Source organism: Streptomyces sp. HPF1205, from assembly GCF_020400825.1.
Classification (GTDB): Bacteria; Actinomycetota; Actinomycetes; order Streptomycetales; family Streptomycetaceae; genus Actinacidiphila.
Genome location: NZ_JAINVH010000055.1, coordinates 13888 through 31978 on the forward strand (window position 1 = coordinate 13888; position 18091 = coordinate 31978).

At 73.5% G+C, this 18091-nt stretch carries 16 protein-coding genes; 12 read left to right on the forward strand and 4 right to left on the reverse strand.

All coding sequences use genetic code 11. The features are described 5' to 3' along the window. Positions 1-39: 39 nt before the first annotated feature. From K7G61_RS34400 to K7G61_RS34410, 3 genes are all read left to right on the forward strand, one after another. Positions 40-672: an SUKH-4 family immunity protein gene (locus K7G61_RS34400; protein ID WP_225851085.1), complete on the forward strand. Its 633-nt coding sequence runs from the start codon at positions 40-42 to the stop codon at positions 670-672. After that, positions 669-2570: a hypothetical protein gene (locus K7G61_RS34405; protein ID WP_225851086.1), complete on the forward strand. Its 1902-nt coding sequence runs from the start codon at positions 669-671 to the stop codon at positions 2568-2570. Before K7G61_RS34400 ends, K7G61_RS34405 begins: the two co-directional genes overlap by 4 nt. Positions 2571-2848: 278 nt before the next feature. Next, positions 2849-3448 (forward strand): hypothetical protein, encoded by a 600-nt coding sequence (locus K7G61_RS34410; protein WP_225851087.1) that lies wholly within the window; start codon positions 2849-2851, stop codon positions 3446-3448. 92 nt (positions 3449-3540) lie between these two features. Here the strand turns inward: K7G61_RS34410 and K7G61_RS34415 are convergent, their stop codons facing one another. Further along, positions 3541-4239 (reverse strand): response regulator transcription factor, encoded by a 699-nt coding sequence (locus K7G61_RS34415; RefSeq protein WP_225851088.1) that lies wholly within the window; start codon positions 4237-4239, stop codon positions 3541-3543. Continuing rightward, a complete protein-coding gene (locus K7G61_RS34420) occupies positions 4203-5600 on the reverse strand; it encodes a histidine kinase (RefSeq protein ID WP_225851089.1) in 1398 nt (465 codons plus the stop codon). Before K7G61_RS34420 ends, K7G61_RS34415 begins: the two co-directional genes overlap by 37 nt. Before the next feature lie 314 nt (positions 5601-5914). Here K7G61_RS34420 and K7G61_RS34425 point away from each other — a divergent pair, with 314 nt between their 5' ends. From K7G61_RS34425 to K7G61_RS34440, 4 genes are read left to right on the forward strand one after another with little or no spacing between them, the layout of a single operon-like run. After that, positions 5915-6991: an ABC transporter ATP-binding protein gene (locus K7G61_RS34425; RefSeq protein ID WP_225851090.1), complete on the forward strand. Its 1077-nt coding sequence runs from the start codon at positions 5915-5917 to the stop codon at positions 6989-6991. Next, a complete protein-coding gene (locus K7G61_RS34430) occupies positions 6972-7925 on the forward strand; it encodes a hypothetical protein (protein ID WP_225851091.1) in 954 nt (317 codons plus the stop codon). Before K7G61_RS34425 ends, K7G61_RS34430 begins: the two co-directional genes overlap by 20 nt. 20 nt (positions 7926-7945) lie before the next feature. Continuing rightward, the gene (locus K7G61_RS34435; protein ID WP_225851092.1) at positions 7946-9304 is read left to right on the forward strand and encodes a sensor histidine kinase; all 1359 of its coding nucleotides are present in this window, start codon (positions 7946-7948) and stop codon (positions 9302-9304) included. After that, positions 9301-9975 (forward strand): response regulator transcription factor, encoded by a 675-nt coding sequence (locus K7G61_RS34440; protein ID WP_225851093.1) that lies wholly within the window; start codon positions 9301-9303, stop codon positions 9973-9975. Before K7G61_RS34435 ends, K7G61_RS34440 begins: the two co-directional genes overlap by 4 nt. 117 nt (positions 9976-10092) lie before the next feature. Here K7G61_RS34440 and K7G61_RS34445 read toward each other — a convergent pair whose 3' ends face one another. Beyond that, positions 10093-10545, reverse strand: a complete 453-nt coding sequence (locus tag K7G61_RS34445; protein WP_225851094.1) for an SRPBCC family protein — start codon at positions 10543-10545, stop codon at positions 10093-10095. Between the two features lie 202 nt (positions 10546-10747). On the opposite strand from K7G61_RS34445, the gene K7G61_RS34450 reads away from it, so the two are divergent. The 3 genes from K7G61_RS34450 to K7G61_RS34460 all read left to right on the forward strand — a co-directional run bounded on the left by K7G61_RS34450 (position 10748) and on the right by K7G61_RS34460 (position 14110). Next, the gene (locus K7G61_RS34450; protein ID WP_225851095.1) at positions 10748-11854 is read left to right on the forward strand and encodes a hypothetical protein; all 1107 of its coding nucleotides are present in this window, start codon (positions 10748-10750) and stop codon (positions 11852-11854) included. Between the two features lie 15 nt (positions 11855-11869). Next, entirely contained in the window at positions 11870-12169 is a 300-nt protein-coding gene (locus K7G61_RS34455; protein ID WP_225851096.1) for a hypothetical protein, read from the forward strand. Between the two features lie 294 nt (positions 12170-12463). Continuing rightward, positions 12464-14110, forward strand: coding sequence for a hypothetical protein (locus tag K7G61_RS34460; RefSeq protein ID WP_225851097.1), 1647 nt, complete (start codon positions 12464-12466; stop codon positions 14108-14110). An 81-nt stretch (positions 14111-14191) separates the two neighbouring features. Here K7G61_RS34460 and K7G61_RS34465 read toward each other — a convergent pair whose 3' ends face one another. Beyond that, entirely contained in the window at positions 14192-14542 is a 351-nt protein-coding gene (locus K7G61_RS34465) for a MerR family transcriptional regulator (protein ID WP_225851098.1), read from the reverse strand. 1089 nt (positions 14543-15631) lie between these two features. On the opposite strand from K7G61_RS34465, the gene K7G61_RS34470 reads away from it, so the two are divergent. Next, entirely contained in the window at positions 15632-17566 is a 1935-nt protein-coding gene (locus K7G61_RS34470) for a cellulose binding domain-containing protein (RefSeq protein ID WP_225851099.1), read from the forward strand. Positions 17567-17879: 313 nt separating this feature from the next. After that, positions 17880-18091: hypothetical protein (locus tag K7G61_RS34475; RefSeq protein ID WP_225851100.1), on the forward strand; the 212-nt coding region annotated here is incomplete at its 3' end.

Here is an 18091-nt window from a genome sequence, read left to right on the forward strand (position 1 = left end):
CCTTCCACGCGACCCGCCGGACGGCGACAGGAATACTTCATGCCCGACCTTCTTGAGCTGAACCGCCGCAACCTGGAGGCGGTGTACGGTCCGGACAATGTCGTCTCCGTCCCGGAGAGCCGGCTGAGCGAGATCGGGGACCCCGACACCAGGGAAGCCATGCGCACGCTGGGTCTTCCCTTCGGCAAGAACCCGATGTTCGGTCTGTACCGGGAACTCGCCGAGAAGTTCGACCGTCTCGGACAGCCCCTTGAGTGGCAGGTCGGCAATCGCTTTTCCAAGACCGTCCCGGAATCCGACACGTGGATTCCGCTGTTCGCGGTCTTCGACGACACCATCGCACTCGACCCGCAGAGCGGAAAGGTCCACTGTCTCCCGCAGGACGGGGACATCTACCTTTTCAGCAGCTCGTTCCGCACGTACCTCCATTTCCTGTACATCTACGAGGCCGAACTCCCGCACTTCGACGTCGGCGAGGAGGACCCGGAGGAGGACGAGGACAACGGGAGCGGGGAAGGGGATGGCGAGGACGCGGAGTTCGACCCCGAGGGCTCCCGGGTGCGGGTGGAGAACGCGATGAGGGCGGTCGATCCGGTGGTTCTGGACAATCCCGAGTCCCACTGGCACCGCATTCTCGAGTTCATCGTCGATCCGGAAGTCTTCCACTGGTGACGGCCCACCCCGACACCACTGCGTGGCCGCCGCTCGAAGGTGCCGCCGCGGTCCACGGGCCGGCGCTGCTCGACTGGGCCGCCGGGCCGGGACGGGCCCGGTACTGCCTGGTCAAGGGCGCCCGGGGCAGCGGCAAGAGCCAGTTGCTCGCGTGGTTCCTGAGCGGTTCCGCCGCCGACCCCCGTACCACCGTGCACGCGACCGTCCTGTCCGCCGGGCTGTTCACCGACCCGTTCGGGTGGGAGGTGGGCCGGCAGCTCGGCTACGGCCCCACCCCGCCCGACGAGCTGCTGAGGCGTCTTGCCGTCGACCAGCGGCCGCTGCTCCTGCTGGTTCCCGACCTGCACCGGGCCGGGCGCGGCCCGAAGGACCGGCCGCCTGCCGACCCGGCCACTCTCGTACGCGAGCTGCTCGTACCGCTGCTCGAACTCCCGCAGACGCGGGCCGTGATCGAGGTCGGGCAGTCCGGGCTGCTCGACGAGTGGGCGCGCGGGCGCTTCGTGGAGACGATCGACGTCGGGGACGGCGCGTACGCGGGCGTGCGGGAGGGGGAGGGCGGCGCGCCGGCGCCCGCCGGTGACCTGGCGGAGCAGCTCGTGCGTACCCCCGAGGGCCGCCCGCGCTGGGACCTGGCGCCCGAGGAGGTGCGCGAACACGCCCTCGACGAGGCGCTGTCGGGCCCCGACCCCGACACGGCGGTGCGCGCGCTCATCACCGACCCCGGCTTCCTGGTGCACGGTTCGCCGGTCGCGATCGCCGCCTGCCTGGCCGACGAGCGCGTGGTGACCCCGCCCGGGCTGCGGCACACCTGGCGGCTGGCGGCTCCGCAGCTGTCCGACCCGGACATCGTTCACGACACGCCCCGGCGGGCCGCCCTCCTGCACGCCGCCGCGCTCGGCGCCTCGCCCGCCCTCGCCCGCTACCTGCGGGAGCCGGCCGCCGCGGACGTCTTCACGGCGCTGTGGGCCCGCACGGACACCGCGGTGGCGGCGCTCGCGCCCGTACCGCCCGGAACCGTGCCGGAGGGGACGACGGACACCCGCCCCGCGCCGGACTCCATACCCGGTCGGGCGGAGCGCCCCGCGGACCTGGTGGCGGCCGACCCGCTCGGGGCCGTCGTCGTGCTCGACGGGGACAGCGGGCGTACGACCGGCGGCGTGCCCGTCACGGCGGCCAACACCGTGCGCGCGCAAAGTGTCGCGGTGTGCCGGGACGGTTCGCTGTTCCTGCTGGGGGAGAGCGGCGTCCTGCGGCCCGCCCGTGAGGGGCCGTCGTACTCGTCGTCCCCGTCCTACCCGGCCTACCCGTCGTACGAGAAGGACGGCACCGCGGCCGTGCTGGCGCGTATCGCCGCCCACCACGGGCAGGCCGCGCTGCGCGACCCGGCCGCGGTGCCCGCCGCGCTGGGGCAGAGCCCGGACGGGGACGTGCTCGTCGTCGGTGACGAAGGCGGCGGCGTGCACGTGTGGCGGCTGGACACGCCGGCGCCCGGTGACGTCCCGCTGTCCCGGCCGCTCCACCCGGCGCCGATCACGGCCGTGACGTGCCTCCAACTGCCCGACGACAAGCTCACCTTGGTGATGAGCGCGGGCATGGACGGCGCGGTCCGCCTGTGGGAGCCGTCGGCCGAGCCGATGCCGACGCCCGTCGAGCAGCGTCCGGCGCTGCCCACCGCGCTGTCCGCCGCCCACACCCCGCGGGGCCCGGTGCTGGCCATCGCCTGGAACGACGCCACCGTGACCCTCTGGCACATCCCCACCGGCCGCGTCCACCGCCTCCCCCTCCTCACCCCGGCCACCTCCCTCGCCCTCACCTCCACCCCGTCCCCGCGCCTGGCCTTCGCGGGCCCGGAAGGCGTGTGGACCCTCTCCCTGGACGCCACCCGCCTCTGGGACTGACCCGCCCGCCCCCCTCGCGCGGGCCCGCGGCTTGGACCTCCCCCTGTCCCCCGGACGGACCTGCCGTGTGGCCGCGGTACGGCGGGAGGCGTGTAGTGGGGTGGGCGGCCCGGTGAGGCGGGCCGCCGCGTGTGCCGCCCGTGGGGTTTGCGCCGCGGGCCGGTACGCGCCTGTTCCGCGCCTTCGGGCCCGTACGGGTCCGGGTCTGGCCTGGCCAAGTCCCGTCCAGGGGTCCGCTCGTGGGCGCGTCCGGAGCCGATGGAGTCCGAGGAGTTCCCGTGAGGCACCACACCAGAGCCTTCGCCGCCTTCGCCGCAACCGCCCTCGCCGCCGCCTTGGCGGCGGGCTGCTCCAGCGGTGACTCCGGGCGGAGTTCGACGAGTTCGACCGCGGCCGGCGGCGCCTCCCCCACCACGGGCGGTACGCGGGTCCCGGCCGTCGCCGACCTGCCGGGGCAGGCCCTCGGGTCCGCCGCCCCGCCCGCGACGGTCACCGCCAAGTCCCTGCCGCCGGGCAAGGTCCTGGTCACCGACAAGGGCTTCACGCTGTACCTGTTCGAGAAGGACACGTCCAACAAATCCACCTGCACCGGCAGTTGCGCCACCGCGTGGCCGCCGCTCCTGACGAACGGGAAGCCGACGGCCGGCGACGGCGTGCAGAGCAAACTGCTGTCCACCACCAAGCGCGGCGGCAACACCACGCAGGTGACCTACGACAACCACCCGCTCTACCGCTTCTCCGGCGACACGAAGCCCGGCCAGACCAACGGCCAGGGCCTTACCGCCTTCGGCGCCAAGTGGTTCGTCCTCGGCACCGACGGCAAGAAGATCGAGAAGACGTCCTCCCCGAGCCCCTCGAAGACGTCCGGCGGCTACTGAGCCCCCTGGCGGAGCCGCCCCCGGCCTGACCCCGCCCGTGTGACGGCCGGAGGCTCGGAGGACCAGCGGAGGATTGGCGGCGAGCCGGAGGATCAGCGGTTGAGGTAGGCCAGGACCGCGAGCACGCGCCGGTTGTCGTCGTCCGACGGCTGCAGGCACAGCCGCTGGAAGATCGACGCGGTGTGCTTGGCCACCGCGCGCTCGCTGATGACCAGGAGCTGGGCGATCGCGGCGTTGGAGCGGCCCTCCGCCATCAGGCCGAGCACCTGCCGTTCCCGCGGGCTGAGGGCGGCCACCGCGTCGTCGCCGGAGTTGCGGGTGAGCAGCCGGGCGATCACCTCCGGGTCCATCGCGGTGCCGCCGTTCGCCACCCGGCGTACCGCGTCGACGAACTCGGCGCTGTCCATGACCCGGTCCTTCAGCAGGTACCCGATCCCCCCGGCGGCCTTCGGCCGCCCGCCGCCGCGCCCGCCCCCGGACCCGGGTCCGCCCCCGGACCCGCCGGCGAGCAGCTCCCGCGCGTACAACTGCTCCACGTACTGCGACAGCACCAGGACGGGCAGGCCGGGGACGTTCCGGCGGGCCTCCAGCGCCGCCCGCAGCCCCTCGTCGGTGAAGGTCGGCGGGAGCCGGACGTCCACGATCAGCACGTCGGGCCGCTCCTCCGCGACGGCGGTGAGCAGGTCGGGGCCGGTCTCGACGGCCCTGGCCACCGTCATGCCGTGCGCCTGGAGCATCCGGGTCAGGCCGTCCCTCAGCAGGAAGAGGTCTTCGGCGATGACAACGCGCACGGGATCTCCAGCGAGGCTATGGTCGGGCCGCCCGGCGGGCTGCTGACGGCCAGCACGCCGTCGAACGCCGCCAGCCGGCGTTCCAGGCCGCGCAACCCGGTGCCGCGGGAGGGGTCGGCACCGCCGCGGCCGTCGTCGGTGACGCCGATCCTGAGCGCCTCGCCAGTATGGCCGATGTCGATCCACACCCGGCGGGCGCCCGCGTGCTTGGTGACGTTGGCCAGCAGTTCGGTGACCGCGAAGTACGCCGCCGACTCCACCGGCGCCGGCGCGCGCACCGGCAGCGTGCCGTCCACCTGGGCGGCCAGCGGGAGGTCCAGGGCCAGCGCGCGCACCGCCTCGGCGAGACCGCGGTCGGCGAGCACCGGCGGATGGATGCCGCGCACCAGGTCGCGCAGTTCGGCCAGCGCCTTGACCGAGGACTGCTTGGCCTCGGTCACCAGCGCGAGGGCCGCCTGCGGGCTGGACGCGAACAGCTGCTCGGCCGCGTTCAGCGTCATGCCCATCGCCACCAGCCGGGCCTGGGCGCCGTCGTGCAGGTCCCGTTCGATCCGGCGCATCTCGGCCGCGACGCTGTCGATGGTGTCCGAGCGGGTCGCGGCCAGGTGGTCCACCCGGCGGGCGAGCCGGTCCCTCTTGGTGGGGCCGAGCAGCCGGTCCGCCAGGTGACCGTACCCCGTCAGCAGGCGCGGCGCGGCCGCCAGCGCGATGGCGACGGCCGGCAGCACGCACATCAGGGCGACGACGACCGCCTTCGGGTCCCCGGCCAGCAGGCTGTTCAGCGGGCCGGTCGCCGGCGGCCCGGGCGGCACCGAGGCGTGAGGCGTTTTCGGCGGGCTGCCGGTCACGACGAACACAAGACCGTACGCCCCGAGCACCGCCATCGGCAGCAGCAGGAGGAAGAAGCCGGCGACCGCGTTGATCACGGTCCACAGCAGGTCGCGCCAGGTCGCGGGATCGCTCAGCAGCCGGCCGATCCGCTGCCACCCGCGCTCGCGCCCGCCGGTCCGGCCGGCCGCCGGCGCGGGCCGGTACGGCTCGGCGATCTCCACCCCGCACCACGCGCCGACCAGCCGCCTGCAGCACCGCGCCACCCACCGCATACGCACCACGGTCAGGCCGAGCAGCACCAGGATCAGCAGCATCCAGGTGTGATACGGCCCGTGCATGCCGGCCGGCCGGGTGCCGTCGACCAGCAGGACGCGCAACGCGGCGGCGATCGCCAGCAGGGGCACGGCGCCGGCCGAGGCCACCGCGCACAGGACCGCCCCGCGGCCGAGCGCCACCGCTCCCGCCGCGAGCCGGGTCAAGGGCCGCCACCGCCGGGCACGCGGGCCCGCGTCCGTCCTCGTACCGCTCACCGTCGTCCTCCCCGCCAGGGTTCGCCGCCGGCCCCAGTCTCCCCGCCCGCCGCCCGGCCGCACAGGAGAGCGGGCCCCCCGGTCCCGGGGTGTATCCAGGTCCACCCCGGGACACCGCTCGTCCGCACGTACCCCCTCGGACGTCCCCCTCGGACGTCCCCCTCGGACGTGCCTCGTCGAATGGACGAGGGCCGTCCTCCGGGCGCTGACGACCTGGACGGCGGCGGCTCCTAGCGTCGGACTCCAGGCGGTCCCGGGGGAGCTCATGGGAGTTCTCCCGGGAGTCCTCAGGGGAGTTACGGGAGGCAGGCGCGGTGGAGGTCATCCGAAGTGAGGGACTCGGCAAGCGGTACGGGAGAGCGGTCGCCGTGGACGGGCTGGACCTGGCGGTCGGGGAAGGGCAGGTGTACGGGTTCCTCGGACCCAACGGCTCGGGCAAGACGACGACGATGCGCATGCTGCTCGGGCTGATCCGCCCGACCTCGGGCCGGGCCTGGCTGGTCGGCAGGCGGCTGCCGGACCCGGCGGGACTGGCGCGGGTCGGGGCGATGATCGAGGAGCCGGCGTTCCATCCGTGGCTCAGCGGGCGGCGCAACCTTGAGGCGCTGGCCCTGAGCGGGCCGCCGCTGCCCCGGCCGGGGGCCGTCGAGTCGGTGCTGGAGCGGGCGGGCCTGGGCGCGGTCGCCGGCCGGAAGGTGCGGACGTACTCCCAGGGCATGCGCCAACGGCTGGGGCTGGCACTGGCGTTGATGCGCGACCCGGCCGTCGTCCTGCTCGACGAGCCGATGAACGGCATGGACCCGGCCGGCATCAGGGAGTTCCGGACCCTGGTCAGGTCCCTCGCGGACGGCGGCACCACCGTGTTCCTGTCCAGCCACCAACTGGGCGAGGTCGAGCTGGTCTGCGACCGGGTCGCGGTCCTGCGGGCGGGCCGGCTGGTGGAGGAGGGGCGCGTCGGCGATCTGAGCCGCGCCATGGTCCGGGTCGTCGTGGCCCCCGGCGACCAGGAGCGGGCGTGCCGGCTGCTGGCGGCACGTTTCGCGCTGCGCACCGAGGGGCCGGACTCGGTGCTGGTCGACTGCCGCGACGGCCGGGCGGTGAACGAGGCGCTGGGCAGCGGCGGCGTGTGGCCGCACGAGGTCCGCGTGGAACGGGCGGGCCTTGAGGACCTGTTCCTCGGCCTGACCGGAGGCGCGGATCCGGGCGCGGGCGGGGACACGGGCGGGGATACGGGCGGGGGCACGAACTCGGGCACGAACTCGGGCACAGGCGTCGGCCCGGGCGGGGGCGCGGGTGCGAGCGGGGACACGGGCGGGGCAGGACGGGACGCCGGGCAGGGTGCCGCGGACGTCCGGGACGAGGAGGTCGGCGATGCGCCTTCTGCGCGCTGAACTGATGAAGCTGAACCGCCCGCTCACCTGGGCGGTTTTCGCGGCGGCGGCACTCTTCTGCGTCCTCCTCGCGGTCGGCGGGGCGTCCAACGCCCGTACGCAGGCCCAGGGCGGCGGCCGGCAGCCCGCCTCGTGCGCGACGCTGCGGCTGCCGGCCGGGCCGGACTGCGTACGTGCGCTGGACGCGCAGCGGGCCAGGGCGGCGGCCGAGCGGACCGACGAGGTCGCCGCGGCGACCCGCACGGCAGCGCAGTTGGGCCCCGTCGCCGCGGGCGCCGAGGCGGCCGGGCTCATGGCGTCTCTTCCCGGGGCGCTCGCCCTGGCGCTGCTGGCCGGCGGACACGTCGGCGGCGAGTGGTCGGGCCGCACCGTGAAGAACCTCCTCGTCCAGAACGGCCGCCGCGCCCGGGTGCTCGCCGCGAAGGCCGGCAGCCTGTGGCTGGCCGGAGTGGGCCTGGTCCTGGTCTGCTGGGCGGCGCTCGCCGTCGCCGGGCCGCTGATCAGGGCGGCGGACGGCCTGCCGGACCCGCACGAGTCGCTGGGCGCCGCCGCTTCGTGGGCGTTCCCGCAGGCCGGCCGGTCGCTCCTGGTGCTGGCCGCCTTCGCGGCCATGGGTGTGCTGGCCGGGGTCGTCACTCGGGGCACGATCGGCACCATGGCGGCCACCACTGCCGCCGTCGTCGCGATGCTCATCGCCACCACGCTGCCTGGACTGGGCAGATGGACGCCCGCGACCTGGGTGCAGGGCTGGATGGGCTTCGCCGCGGGGCAAGCGTCGATCACCAGCCTGCCCGACAACTTCTGGTCGAGGTTCAACAACTCCACCGGCGCGCAGCCCGGCCACCTGACGGGGCTGGCCGGGGTGTCGGGGCTGCTGGCCGTGTGCGTACTGGCCGCGATGTGGTTGTTCCGTACGGCGGACGTCACCGGATGAGGCGGGCGTACGCTCGCGTCATGCCGTCTCTGCCGCGTCCGGGGGAGATACCCGCCCGGTACCGGGTGGACCTGCCGATCGCGGTGGTCCTGCTGGGATGGGCGCTGGCCGACGTGCCGTGGCCGTGGCGCCCTCCCGGGCACGGCGGCACGGCCGCGGCCGTCTGCGGGTACCTGGCGCTGGGCCTCGTGCAGTCGGTGCCCTCGCTGTGGCGCCGCCGCGTGCCGGCGGCGGCGCTCGCGCTCGCCTGCGCCGCGGTCGCGGTCCGTACGGCCATGGGCCTGCACCGGGTCTCGGCCGTGGTGGCCCTGGCCGCCGCCGGTTACTCCTTCGGCGCCTACGGCGAAACCGTGCGGCGCCACGCGAGACCGCTGCTGGCGGCTGCCGCGGTGGCCGCGGTCGCGGCGGCCGTGAGCTACCGGGTGCGCGAGGTGGCCGGGCTGCCCGGTGTGGTCCTGGGCGCGGCGGTCGTGGCGGGGGACGCGGCCGCCTCCCGACGGGACGCGGCCGAGGCGGCGGTGGAAGCGGCGCACCTGGCCGAACGCACCCGTATCGCACGGGAGTTGCACGACGTCCTCGCCCACCAGCTCGCGGCGATCACCGTCCAGGCCGGCGCCGCGCGGCTGGCGCTGTCGGCCCGGGCGCAGGGTGCGGGGGAGCGGGGCACGGGGGCAGCGGGTGCGGGGACGCCGGGTGCCGACCGGCCGGATGACGGGGAGCCGGGCGCGGAGTCGTCAGGAGAGGTGCCCGAAGCCGGGGTGCCCGGCGTCGGGCCGCGGGAGACGGCCGTGCGCGTGCTGGCGGGCATCGAGCGCCTGTCCCGCGAGGCGCTCACCGAACTCGGCCATTTGCTGGGTGCGTTGCGCCGCGAGCCGGACCCCGGGGCCGAGCGGCGCCCCGTACCCTGCCTCGCCGAGGTGCCGTCGCTGGTCGCCACCGCTCGCGGCGCGGGGACGGCGGTCGGCCTGACCGTGGTCGGCCCCGCCCGTCCGCTGTCTCCCGGGGGCGAGCTGTCGGCGTACCGGATCGTGCAGGAGGCGCTGACCAACGTGGTCAGGCACGCGCCGGGCGCGAGCGCGGAGGTGTCGCTGCGCTACCTCCCCGACCGGCTCGAAGTGTCCGTCGTCAACGGCCGCCCGCCGTCTGCCGGGACGCGCACCGCGCCGCCGCCGGCGGCCGGACGGGGGCTGACCGGGATGCGGGAGCGCGCGGAACTCCACGGCGGCCGGCTGACCGTGACGACCCCGCCGGGCGGCGGCCTGTCCGTCCTGGCCGAACTGCCCTACGCGGAGCCGGAGGAGCGCCGCCGGGAGGACCCGCGGGACCCGCGGGAACAGGCGGGGCAACGCCCGCGGGAGCGCTCGGAGGACCGACCATGAGCGGTGTCACCGTCGTGATCGCCGACGACCAGGCGGTGGTGCGCGCCGGGCTGGCCATGCTGGTGGGCAGCCAGCCGGACCTGACCGTCGTCGGGGAGGCGGCCGACGGCCGCGAGGCCGTGCGGCTCGTGCGCGAACTGGCCCCCGACGTCGTGCTGATGGACATCCGCATGCCCGTGATGGACGGGCTGGAGGCCACCCGCCGCATCACCGCTCCCGGCGCCGGGGCGCGGACCAGGGTGGTCATCCTCACCACCTACGACCTGGACGAGTACGTCTACGACGCCCTGCGCGCCGGCGCGTGCGGGTTCCTCGTCAAGCACGCTCCCCCGGAGCAGCTCCTGCTCGGCGTCCGCGCCGCCGCCGACGGCGGCTCCCTGCTCTCGCCCGGGGTGACGGCCCGTCTCGTGGCGGCCTTCGCCGCCGCCGGCCGCCGACCCGCGCGGCCGCCGGCCGCCCTGGCCCGGCTCACCGCGCGCGAACGCGAGGTGTTCGACCTCGTGGTCGCGGGCCGTACCAACACCGAGATCGGCCGCGCCCTGGCGATCGCCGAGACCACCGTGAAGACCCACGTGGGCCACGCCCTGGACAAACTCGGCCTGCGCGACCGGGTCCAGGCCGTCATCTTCGCCTACGAGCACCACCTGGTCTCCCCGCCGCCGCGCCCTTGACCGGCCCCGACGGCCGAACGACGGACGAACGGGGGACGAACGGGGGCGAACCCGAACGGCCGGCCCCGCCGAGGAGCGGGCGCCGGGCCGTCGCGGGCCGTCGCGGGGACGCGGCGGTCAGACCTGGCCGCGCCATCCGCCGGTCTCGTCGCCGCCACGCGACTCGATGAACTGCTTGAACCGCTTCAGGTCGCCCGTGATCTGGCGCTTGACGAACCCGAGCTTGTCGCCGACGGTGTCCGCGATGCCCTGGGGGTCGTGGTCGAGCTGCAGCATGACCTTGGTGTGGGTGTCGTCGAGCCGGTGGAAGGTGACGACACCGGCCTGCTTCGCCTCACCGCTGACCGTGGTCCAGGCGACGCGCTCGTCGGGGATCTGCTCGGTGATCTGGGCGTCGAACTCGCGGGTCACACCGCCCACCGACGTCTTCCAATGGGTCAGCGTCGGCGTGCGCTGCTCGATGCGCTCGACACCGTCCATGAACTGCGGGAAGTCCTCGAACTGCGTCCACTGGTTGTAGACGGCGGTCACGGGGACGGCCACCTCGATGGATTCCTCGACTGCTGACATGGTCGACCTCCTCTGCTCCTGGCCTCGGGCCATGAGCGCTGGTTCGGCGTACCAGGGAGCGGTTACCCCGGAAGGCGCCCGATACGTCCCGGCTTCCGGTATCGCCCCGACTGCGCGTCCGTGAAGTCCGTCTTACGGTGAGAAGACCGGATCGCCGGAATGTCCGGAGCCGTACCTACCGACAGCTTGAGGTGCCGCCCGCATGGACGACGACGCGGAACTCATCGAACAGCCGGAAGACACCCCGGCGCACGACGCGCACGAGGCGCACGACGCACGAGACGCGCACGACGCACCGGCCGTGCGGGAAGCGGATTCCCGCACGTTCGGCACCCCGGCGGCGGGGACCGACGCGGAACCCGACGTCCTGCTGGACGTGCCCACCCTCAAGGTCGACGAGATCGACCTCGAGGTCGAGAACCTGAGTGCCCGGGTGTCGCTCCGGGCGGAGGTGCTGGATCTGCTCAGGCTCACCGTGGGCGCCGACGTCGACCTGGGCCGGGTCAAGCTCGACATCACCGGCGTCGAGGCGCAGGCACTCCTCAAGGTCCGCCTCGCCAACGTGGTCAAGGCCGTCGACCGGGTCCTGTCCACCGTCGACCGCAATCCCCAGATCCTCGAACAGATCACGTCCTCCCTGGGCTCCGCGGTCCGCGACGTCGGCGGCGGCGCGGGCCGGGCCGTGGAGGAGGTGGGCGGCGGCGCGGGACGGGCCGTCGAGGACGTCGGCCAGGGCGCCAAAGGGGCGATCGGCGACCTCGGCGCAGGCGCCGGATCAGCCGTCCGCGACGTAGGCGGCGGCGCGGGACGGGCCGTGGAAGGTGTGGGCGGCGGCGCGGGACGGGCCGTGGAGGGTGTGGGGCGCGGTGTTCGGGCGGCCGGTGAGGGAGTGGGCGAGAGCGCCGGTGCGGTGGGTGAGGCCGTCGGCGGGGCGGCCGGGGAAGGCACCAGGGCGGTCGAGAAGACCACCGAGGCCGCGGGCCGGGCGGCGGACACGGCACAGGAAGCCACCGAGGGCGCCGAAGTCCCCGGCGACGAGGCCGGGCCCGAGCCCGAGCCCGAGCACAACGAGCAAGGCGAGCAAGGCGAGCAAGGCGAGCACAAGGAGCACGGCGAGCCCGACGCGAAGGAGGGAGCGGAGGGCGGCAGCGGCCGGCGGGCGCCCGCCAAGCGGGATGCCCCGGCTTCCCGCAGGACACCCGCGTCCCGGCGTACGTCCACGACCTCGCGCCGCAGAGGGGAGGCCCGGCGGACCAAGGCGGCACAGGCGCGGCACTCGGGCGAGGGCGGCGACGGACGGCCGCCGTGAAACCCGCCCGCCGCCGTGCCCGCTCCCGCGCCCGCCGCCGTGCCCGCTCCCGCCGTCGCTCCCGCGCCCGCCCTCGACGCGGACTCGGCCGACCTCGCGTTCACGGCATCCGTCCGCGCCGGCCGACTGCTGTTCCGTGAGCCGCCGGCCGCCCGCGTACGGTTCACCTCGTCGCCGGGCAGCGGGTCCCTGTCGGCCAGTGACCGGATGAACCTGCCCGCCCGCGTGTCCGCCCGTACCCCGTACCGCGAGGTGCGCGTGTTTTACGTCCTGGCCACCGCCTCCCCCCAGCGGCCGGACGACGGCAACCGGTGACTCCCGTCCGGCCGCGGGCGCCCGGGCACGTACGACGTCGTCCTCGGCAGAGCCGGCTGCACGGCCGGCACCCGCTCCCCGGGTTACCTGCCGGATGGCCGCACCGCGGCGACGCCCCTGGTCCAAGGGGCCGCGCGCCTCACCGGTCCCGCCCGTACCACCGGATACGCACCGCGCGGGCGCGCGCGGGCAATGTTCACGGACCATCAACCGGACCGACACGAAATCCAGCCATGCCGAGACGGCGGCCGTGTCTTGACTGTGGGCTCCAGCTCATCCGGAAGGTGATCTCACATGGCCAAGAAGAGACGTGGCAGCGTTGTTGTCGCGGGGGTGGCGACCGGTCTGATCGGTGCCGGCCTCGCGCTGTCCGCCGGCGCCGCCGACGCCAGTGACGGCGTGGCGGCCTGGTCCTCGGTTCCCCCGGTCAGCGACGTCCGCGGCGTGACCGCCCCGGACGTCCTGTCGCCCGGGCTCACCGAGCACCCCGCCGCACAGGGCTCGCTGAAGCTGGAGAACCCCACCGCCCAGGTCCCGTACTACGGATACCTCGGCGACGGCACGCTGCTGCCCGACCCCGCGGTCAAGCAGGCGCCCGGCGTGAAGATCGAGGCGAGCAAGACCGAGCCCGACAAGAACACCTACCTGAGGCTGCCCGGTCTGCACGGGGCCGACCCGGCCTACCCGTACGGCACGCACTTCCTCTTCCAGGGCCACGAGGGCGGCGAGGCGGGGTACATCACCCGCGTCAACCTCGACGCCGACCAGGCGCACCGGGTGACGCTGCTGGCCACCAAGGAGACCGACGGCACGGACATCCCCGCCATCGACGGCTCCACCTGGGACCCCTGGGCCCAGCGGCTGCTGTTCACCTCCGAGGAGGGCAGCCAGGGCGCGGTGCTCCAGGCCACCCCCGACATCGCCGCCAAGGTCCAGGACATCTCCTGGGTCACCGGGCGGGCCGGCTACGAGGGCATCCAGAACGACTCCGCCGGCAACCTGTGGATGGTCGAGGACAGCGGCGGGACGACGGTCGCCACCAAGGCGAAGGTGCCGAACAGCTTCGTCTACCGGCTGATCCCCTACGACAAGCACGACCTCACCAAGGGCGGCAGGCTCCAGGCGCTGCAGGTGGTCTCGCGCCGCAGCGGTTCGCCGGTCACGTACCAAGGCGTCGACGCGGCGCACCCCACCGGCGGGGCGTTCACCGACGACGAGAAGGACCTGACCAACTACGGCCCGGCCCTGAGCACCCACTGGGTGACCGTTCACGACACCAGGACGGACACCAGCGGCAAGGCGTTCGACGCCAACGCGCTGGCGAAGGCGGCCAAGGCGACCCCGTTCAAGCGCCCGGAGAACGGCCAGTTCCGCCCCGGCACCGACTTCCGCGAGTTCTACTTCGACGCCACCGGCGACACCGACACCACCAGCACCGCGAACAGCGGCTACGGCGGCTGGGGCACCCTCTACAAGCTCACCCAGGGCGACCCGCGCTCCGACGACGGCAGGCTGACCGTCTTCTACACCGGCGACAAGGCGCACACCGGCCTCGACAACGTCACCTTCCTCGACCGCACGCACGTCGCCTTCGTCGAGGACGCCGGCGACACCCTGCACGCCCAGCGGGGCGCGCTGGACTCCGGGTACGTCTTCGCCACCACCACCGACTACTCGCGCGGCGCCCAGCCGGTGCGCTTCCTGGCCGAGGGCCGCGACCCCTCGGCGACTCTGGACGGGATGCTGTCCTCGGTGAACGGCGGCATCCAGAACGACGGTGACAACGAGATCACCGGCATCCACGCCTCCGACGGCGACCCGAGCACGCACGGCATCCTCGGCGCCAAGGTGCCGACGCTGTTCCGCGGCGGCTGGCGGCTGTTCTGGACGCAGCAGCACGGCGACAACACCACCTGGGAGATCACTCCCGCCGGCAGGTAAGGGCTCGCGCGCCGGGAGGCGGGACGGCGGCCGGTCCGCGCGTGCCGCCTCCCGGCCGTTCCACCGCGGTCCGGTCGGCGGTCAGCCGGCGGCGGGACCGGAACCGCCGGGCGCCTCGTTCGCGGCGCGGCGGTACTCGGCGTTGATGCGCCGGGCCTCTTCGAGCTGGTCCTCAAGGATGACGATGCGGCAGGCGGCCTCGATCGGGGTCCCCCGGTCGACGAGTTCCCTGGCACGGGCGGCGATCCGCAGTTGGTAGCGGGAGTACCGGCGGTGGCCCCCCTCCGAGCGCAGCGGAGTGATGAGACGGGCCTCACCGATGGCTCGCAGGAAGGCAGGGGTGGTGCCGAGCATCTCGGCGGCCCTGCCCATGCTGTAGGCGGGATAGTCGTCGTCGTCCAGACGATCGCTGAGCGGGTTGTCCGCTGCCATGTCACCTCGTCGTTGGCAATGCGTCGAGGGGCCCTGGTGCCGTACGGCACCAGGGCCCCGAAGGAAATCCAACACCATCCGCCGGCCCTCGTACGGACCGGCCCGCTGTTTCCGCTACCCGGCCCGGCGACGGGCGGGGTGCGGGGATCGCTGCGTGACCGGGGACCACCATCCCTTCCGGGGTCTTGCGGCACCCGGGCCGAGGGCGTCTCGGGCCGGGCGATCCTGATGGCGTCTGCTCCTGCGTCCTTTCCTCGGGTGTTCCGGGTTGCTGGATCCTTGAATTTCCGGGGTTCCGTGATTCGGGGGTTCTTGAGGGTTATGCGGTTCTACGGGTTCTCCGGGCCGGCCGGGGTCGCCCGGGCCGGCCGCTTCGTGAACGGTGAGTGCGGCGGCACCGCGTCGGCAGGCTTGCCGGCAGCCCCTCGATCCGCGGGCCGCCCGGTGCGGCTCCCAGTCCCGTCGCCGTCCTGCGAACACCTTGGCTCCGGGACTCCGGAGCCGCACCGGCCTGCGTACTTCGGAATCCGCTTCCCGCCAGTTCATGTCTGCCGGGTCTTGCTCGACCGTTTCAACACGAGAAAGACTAGCCCTGCTCGGGGCGAATGTCTACTGCAGCAAGAGCAGATTTTCCTCCACCTGGATCACAGGTGCCCGGCTGACCTGGGGCAACGGAGCGGGCATTTCCCCCGGTAGGGGCACGGATCCGGCGCGCGCCGGTACGCGGACGGTCCGCACGCCGACGCGCCGCCGGTACGTGGGCCGGTGCGCCGCCGACGTGCGGACCGCGCGGCACCACGTACCTCGCCGCCCGGCTCCGGAACGGGGGGCCGGGTCAGGTGGGCCCGACCTCTTGACGGCCCGCGTGTGCCGCTGCTCACAATGCTCCCTGCGGCCCCCTGCCCCGCGATGAACTCCGAGGCCGCGCACGGCGCCCCGTCATGAGTCGCACGAAGCCGCAGGAAAACGCATGCCCAGTTCCGCCTTGTCGTGGGAGCGCTCCCACGCAGTAAGCGCTTACCCGGAGGGGCGTCCCTGATCAGAGGCGCCCGCACGGAAGCCGTCCATGCCGAGACCCAGGAGACCACGTTGACCCCACGCAACGACAACACGGCCAAGGGGCCGGAGTTCCTCAGCCGGAGGAGCGTACTGACGGCGCTCGGTGCCGTGCCGATCCTCGCGGTCGTGACACCCACGGGCTCGGCGGCGGCGGCCTCCGCCGTGGTCATCGACCCGTCCGCGCAGCGGCAGACGATCCGGGGTTTCGGCGGCATGAACCACCCGGAGTGGGCGGGCGACCTGACGGCCGCCCAGCGCGACACCGCGTTCGGCAACGGCGCGAATCAGCTGGGATTCTCCATACTGCGGATCCACGTCGACGAGGACCAGAACAACTGGAGCCGCGAGCTGGCGACGGCGCAGCGGGCGGTCGCGCTCGGGGCGACCGTCTTCGCGTCGCCCTGGAACCCCCCGTCCAGCATGACCGAGACCTTCACCCACGGCTCCCAGACCAACGCCAAGCGCCTGCGGTACGACATGTACGGCGCCTACGCGCAGCACCTGAACTCCTTCTACCAGTACATGAAGAACAACGGGGTGGACCTGTACGCCATCTCGGTGCAGAACGAGCCCGACTACGCCTCGACCTGGACCTGGTGGACGGCGACCGAGATCGTCAACTTCCTGAAGAACAACTCCAGTGCGATCGGCACCAGGATCATCGCGCCGGAGTCCTTCCAGTACATCAAGAGCATGTCGGACCCGATCCTCAACGACGCCACCGCGCTGGCCAACCTGGACATCCTCGGCGCCCACCTCTACGGGACCTCGTACTCGAACTTCCCCTACCCCCTCTTCCAGCAGAAGGGGCAGGGCAAGGAACTGTGGATGACCGAGGTGTACTACCCGAACAGCACCGACTCGGCCGACGCGTGGCCCTCGGCGCTCGGCGTCGGGGAGCACATGCACCACGCGATGGTGGACGCCGAGTTCCAGACGTACGTGTGGTGGTACATCCGGCGCAGCTACGGTCCCATGCGCGAGGACGGCGGGATCAGCAAGCGCGGCGCGATCATGGCGCAGTTCTCGAAGTTCGTCCGCCCGGGTTACGTGCGCCTCAACACGACCGCGAACCCGCAGACGAACCTCCTCACGTCGGTCTACAAGGGCCCCTCCCAGGTGGTCGTCGTCGCCGTCAACTCGGCGACCAGCACCCTGACCCAGCAGTTCACCCTGTCGAACACCTCCGTGTCCGGCGTGTCCGCCTATGTGACGGACTCCTCCAGGAACGTCGCGTCCACGAGCGCGCCGAGCGTGTCGAACGGCAGCTTCACCGCCACGCTCCCCGCCCAGAGCGTCACCACGTTCGTCCTCACCGTGGGCTCCTCCTCGGGCGGGTCGGACACCCAGGCGCCCACCGCGCCCGGCACGCCCACGGCCTCCGGGGTCACCGCCACCTCCGCCACACTGAGCTGGCCGGCCGCCACCGACAACGTCGGCGTCGTCGGCTACGACGTGGTGCGGGTCAGCGGCACCACGGAGACCGCCGCCGTGTCCTCCACCACCACCCAGGCCACCGTCACCGGCCTGACCGCCGGCACCGCCTACACCTTCGCGGTGTACGCGCGCGACGCGGCCGGCAACCGCTCGGCCCGCTCGGCGACCGTCGCCGTCACGACCAGCACCTCCTCGGGTGGCGGTACGGGGGCCTGCGGGGTCACGTACAAGGTCGTGAGCAGCTGGAGCGGCGGCTTCCAGGGCGAGATCGACATCCAGAACACCGGCACCACCGCCATGAGCGGCTGGACCCTGGCGTTCAGCTTCACCGCCGGCCAGACCATCACCCAGATATGGGGCGGCACCCTCGCGCAGAGCGGGAGCAACGTCACCATCACCCCGGTGGACTACACCAGCTCCATCCCGGCCGGCGGCTCGGTCACCGTCGGCTTCCTCGCCAACCAGGGCAGCACCAACCCCAACCCGACCGGCTTCACCCTCAACGGCGGCGCCTGCACCACCGCCTGAGGACAACCGCACGGCACAGCGGACAGCCGCACGGCACTACGCGGGCCCGGGCCGGGATCCAGAATCCCGGCCCGGGCCCGCGCCATGTCCGGCCGGCGGCCATGCCCGTCCCCCTGTTGCCCCATTTGCCATGTGCCCATTCTTTCGACGCGCGCGGGTTCCGGGAATTCCGCGCCCATATGGCTCATGATCGAAGTGCGGTCGGCGTCGCGCCCCCGGACCATGGCGATGAAGGGCAGAGCGCGAGGCCCCGTGGAGCCGAGCACTCCGCTGAGTCGTGCGTAAAAAGTCGTGCGTAAAGAAAGAGGGAACCATGACGGCAACGACGGAGACTCCCACTCGGGAAAAGGCCGAGGAGGGCCAGGAAGAGTTCGGCGAGGAATCCGCCTTCGGTCCGCTCCTGCTGGCAGCGATGCTGGCCCGTCGTGAGGAGCGGGGTGAGGAGCCGGTGATCGAGCACCCGCTGCTCCTCGCCGCCCTCATGCGTCGTCGTGAGGAGCGGGGTGAGTCGCTGATCCAGCACCC

Coding starts and splice junctions, on each gene's coding strand:
- K7G61_RS34400 (WP_225851085.1), top strand. CDS start 40: ATGCCCGACCTTCTTGAGCTGAACCGCCGCAACCTGGAGGCGGTGTAC.
- K7G61_RS34430 (WP_225851091.1), top strand. CDS start 6,972: ATGCGCCTTCTGCGCGCTGAACTGATGAAGCTGAACCGCCCGCTCACC.
- K7G61_RS34435 (WP_225851092.1), top strand. CDS start 7,946: ATGCCGTCTCTGCCGCGTCCGGGGGAGATACCCGCCCGGTACCGGGTG.
- K7G61_RS34440 (WP_225851093.1), top strand. CDS start 9,301: ATGAGCGGTGTCACCGTCGTGATCGCCGACGACCAGGCGGTGGTGCGC.
- K7G61_RS34445 (WP_225851094.1), bottom strand. CDS start 10,545: ATGTCAGCAGTCGAGGAATCCATCGAGGTGGCCGTCCCCGTGACCGCC.
- K7G61_RS34450 (WP_225851095.1), top strand. CDS start 10,748: ATGGACGACGACGCGGAACTCATCGAACAGCCGGAAGACACCCCGGCG.
- K7G61_RS34460 (WP_225851097.1), top strand. CDS start 12,464: ATGGCCAAGAAGAGACGTGGCAGCGTTGTTGTCGCGGGGGTGGCGACC.
- K7G61_RS34465 (WP_225851098.1), bottom strand. CDS start 14,542: ATGGCAGCGGACAACCCGCTCAGCGATCGTCTGGACGACGACGACTAT.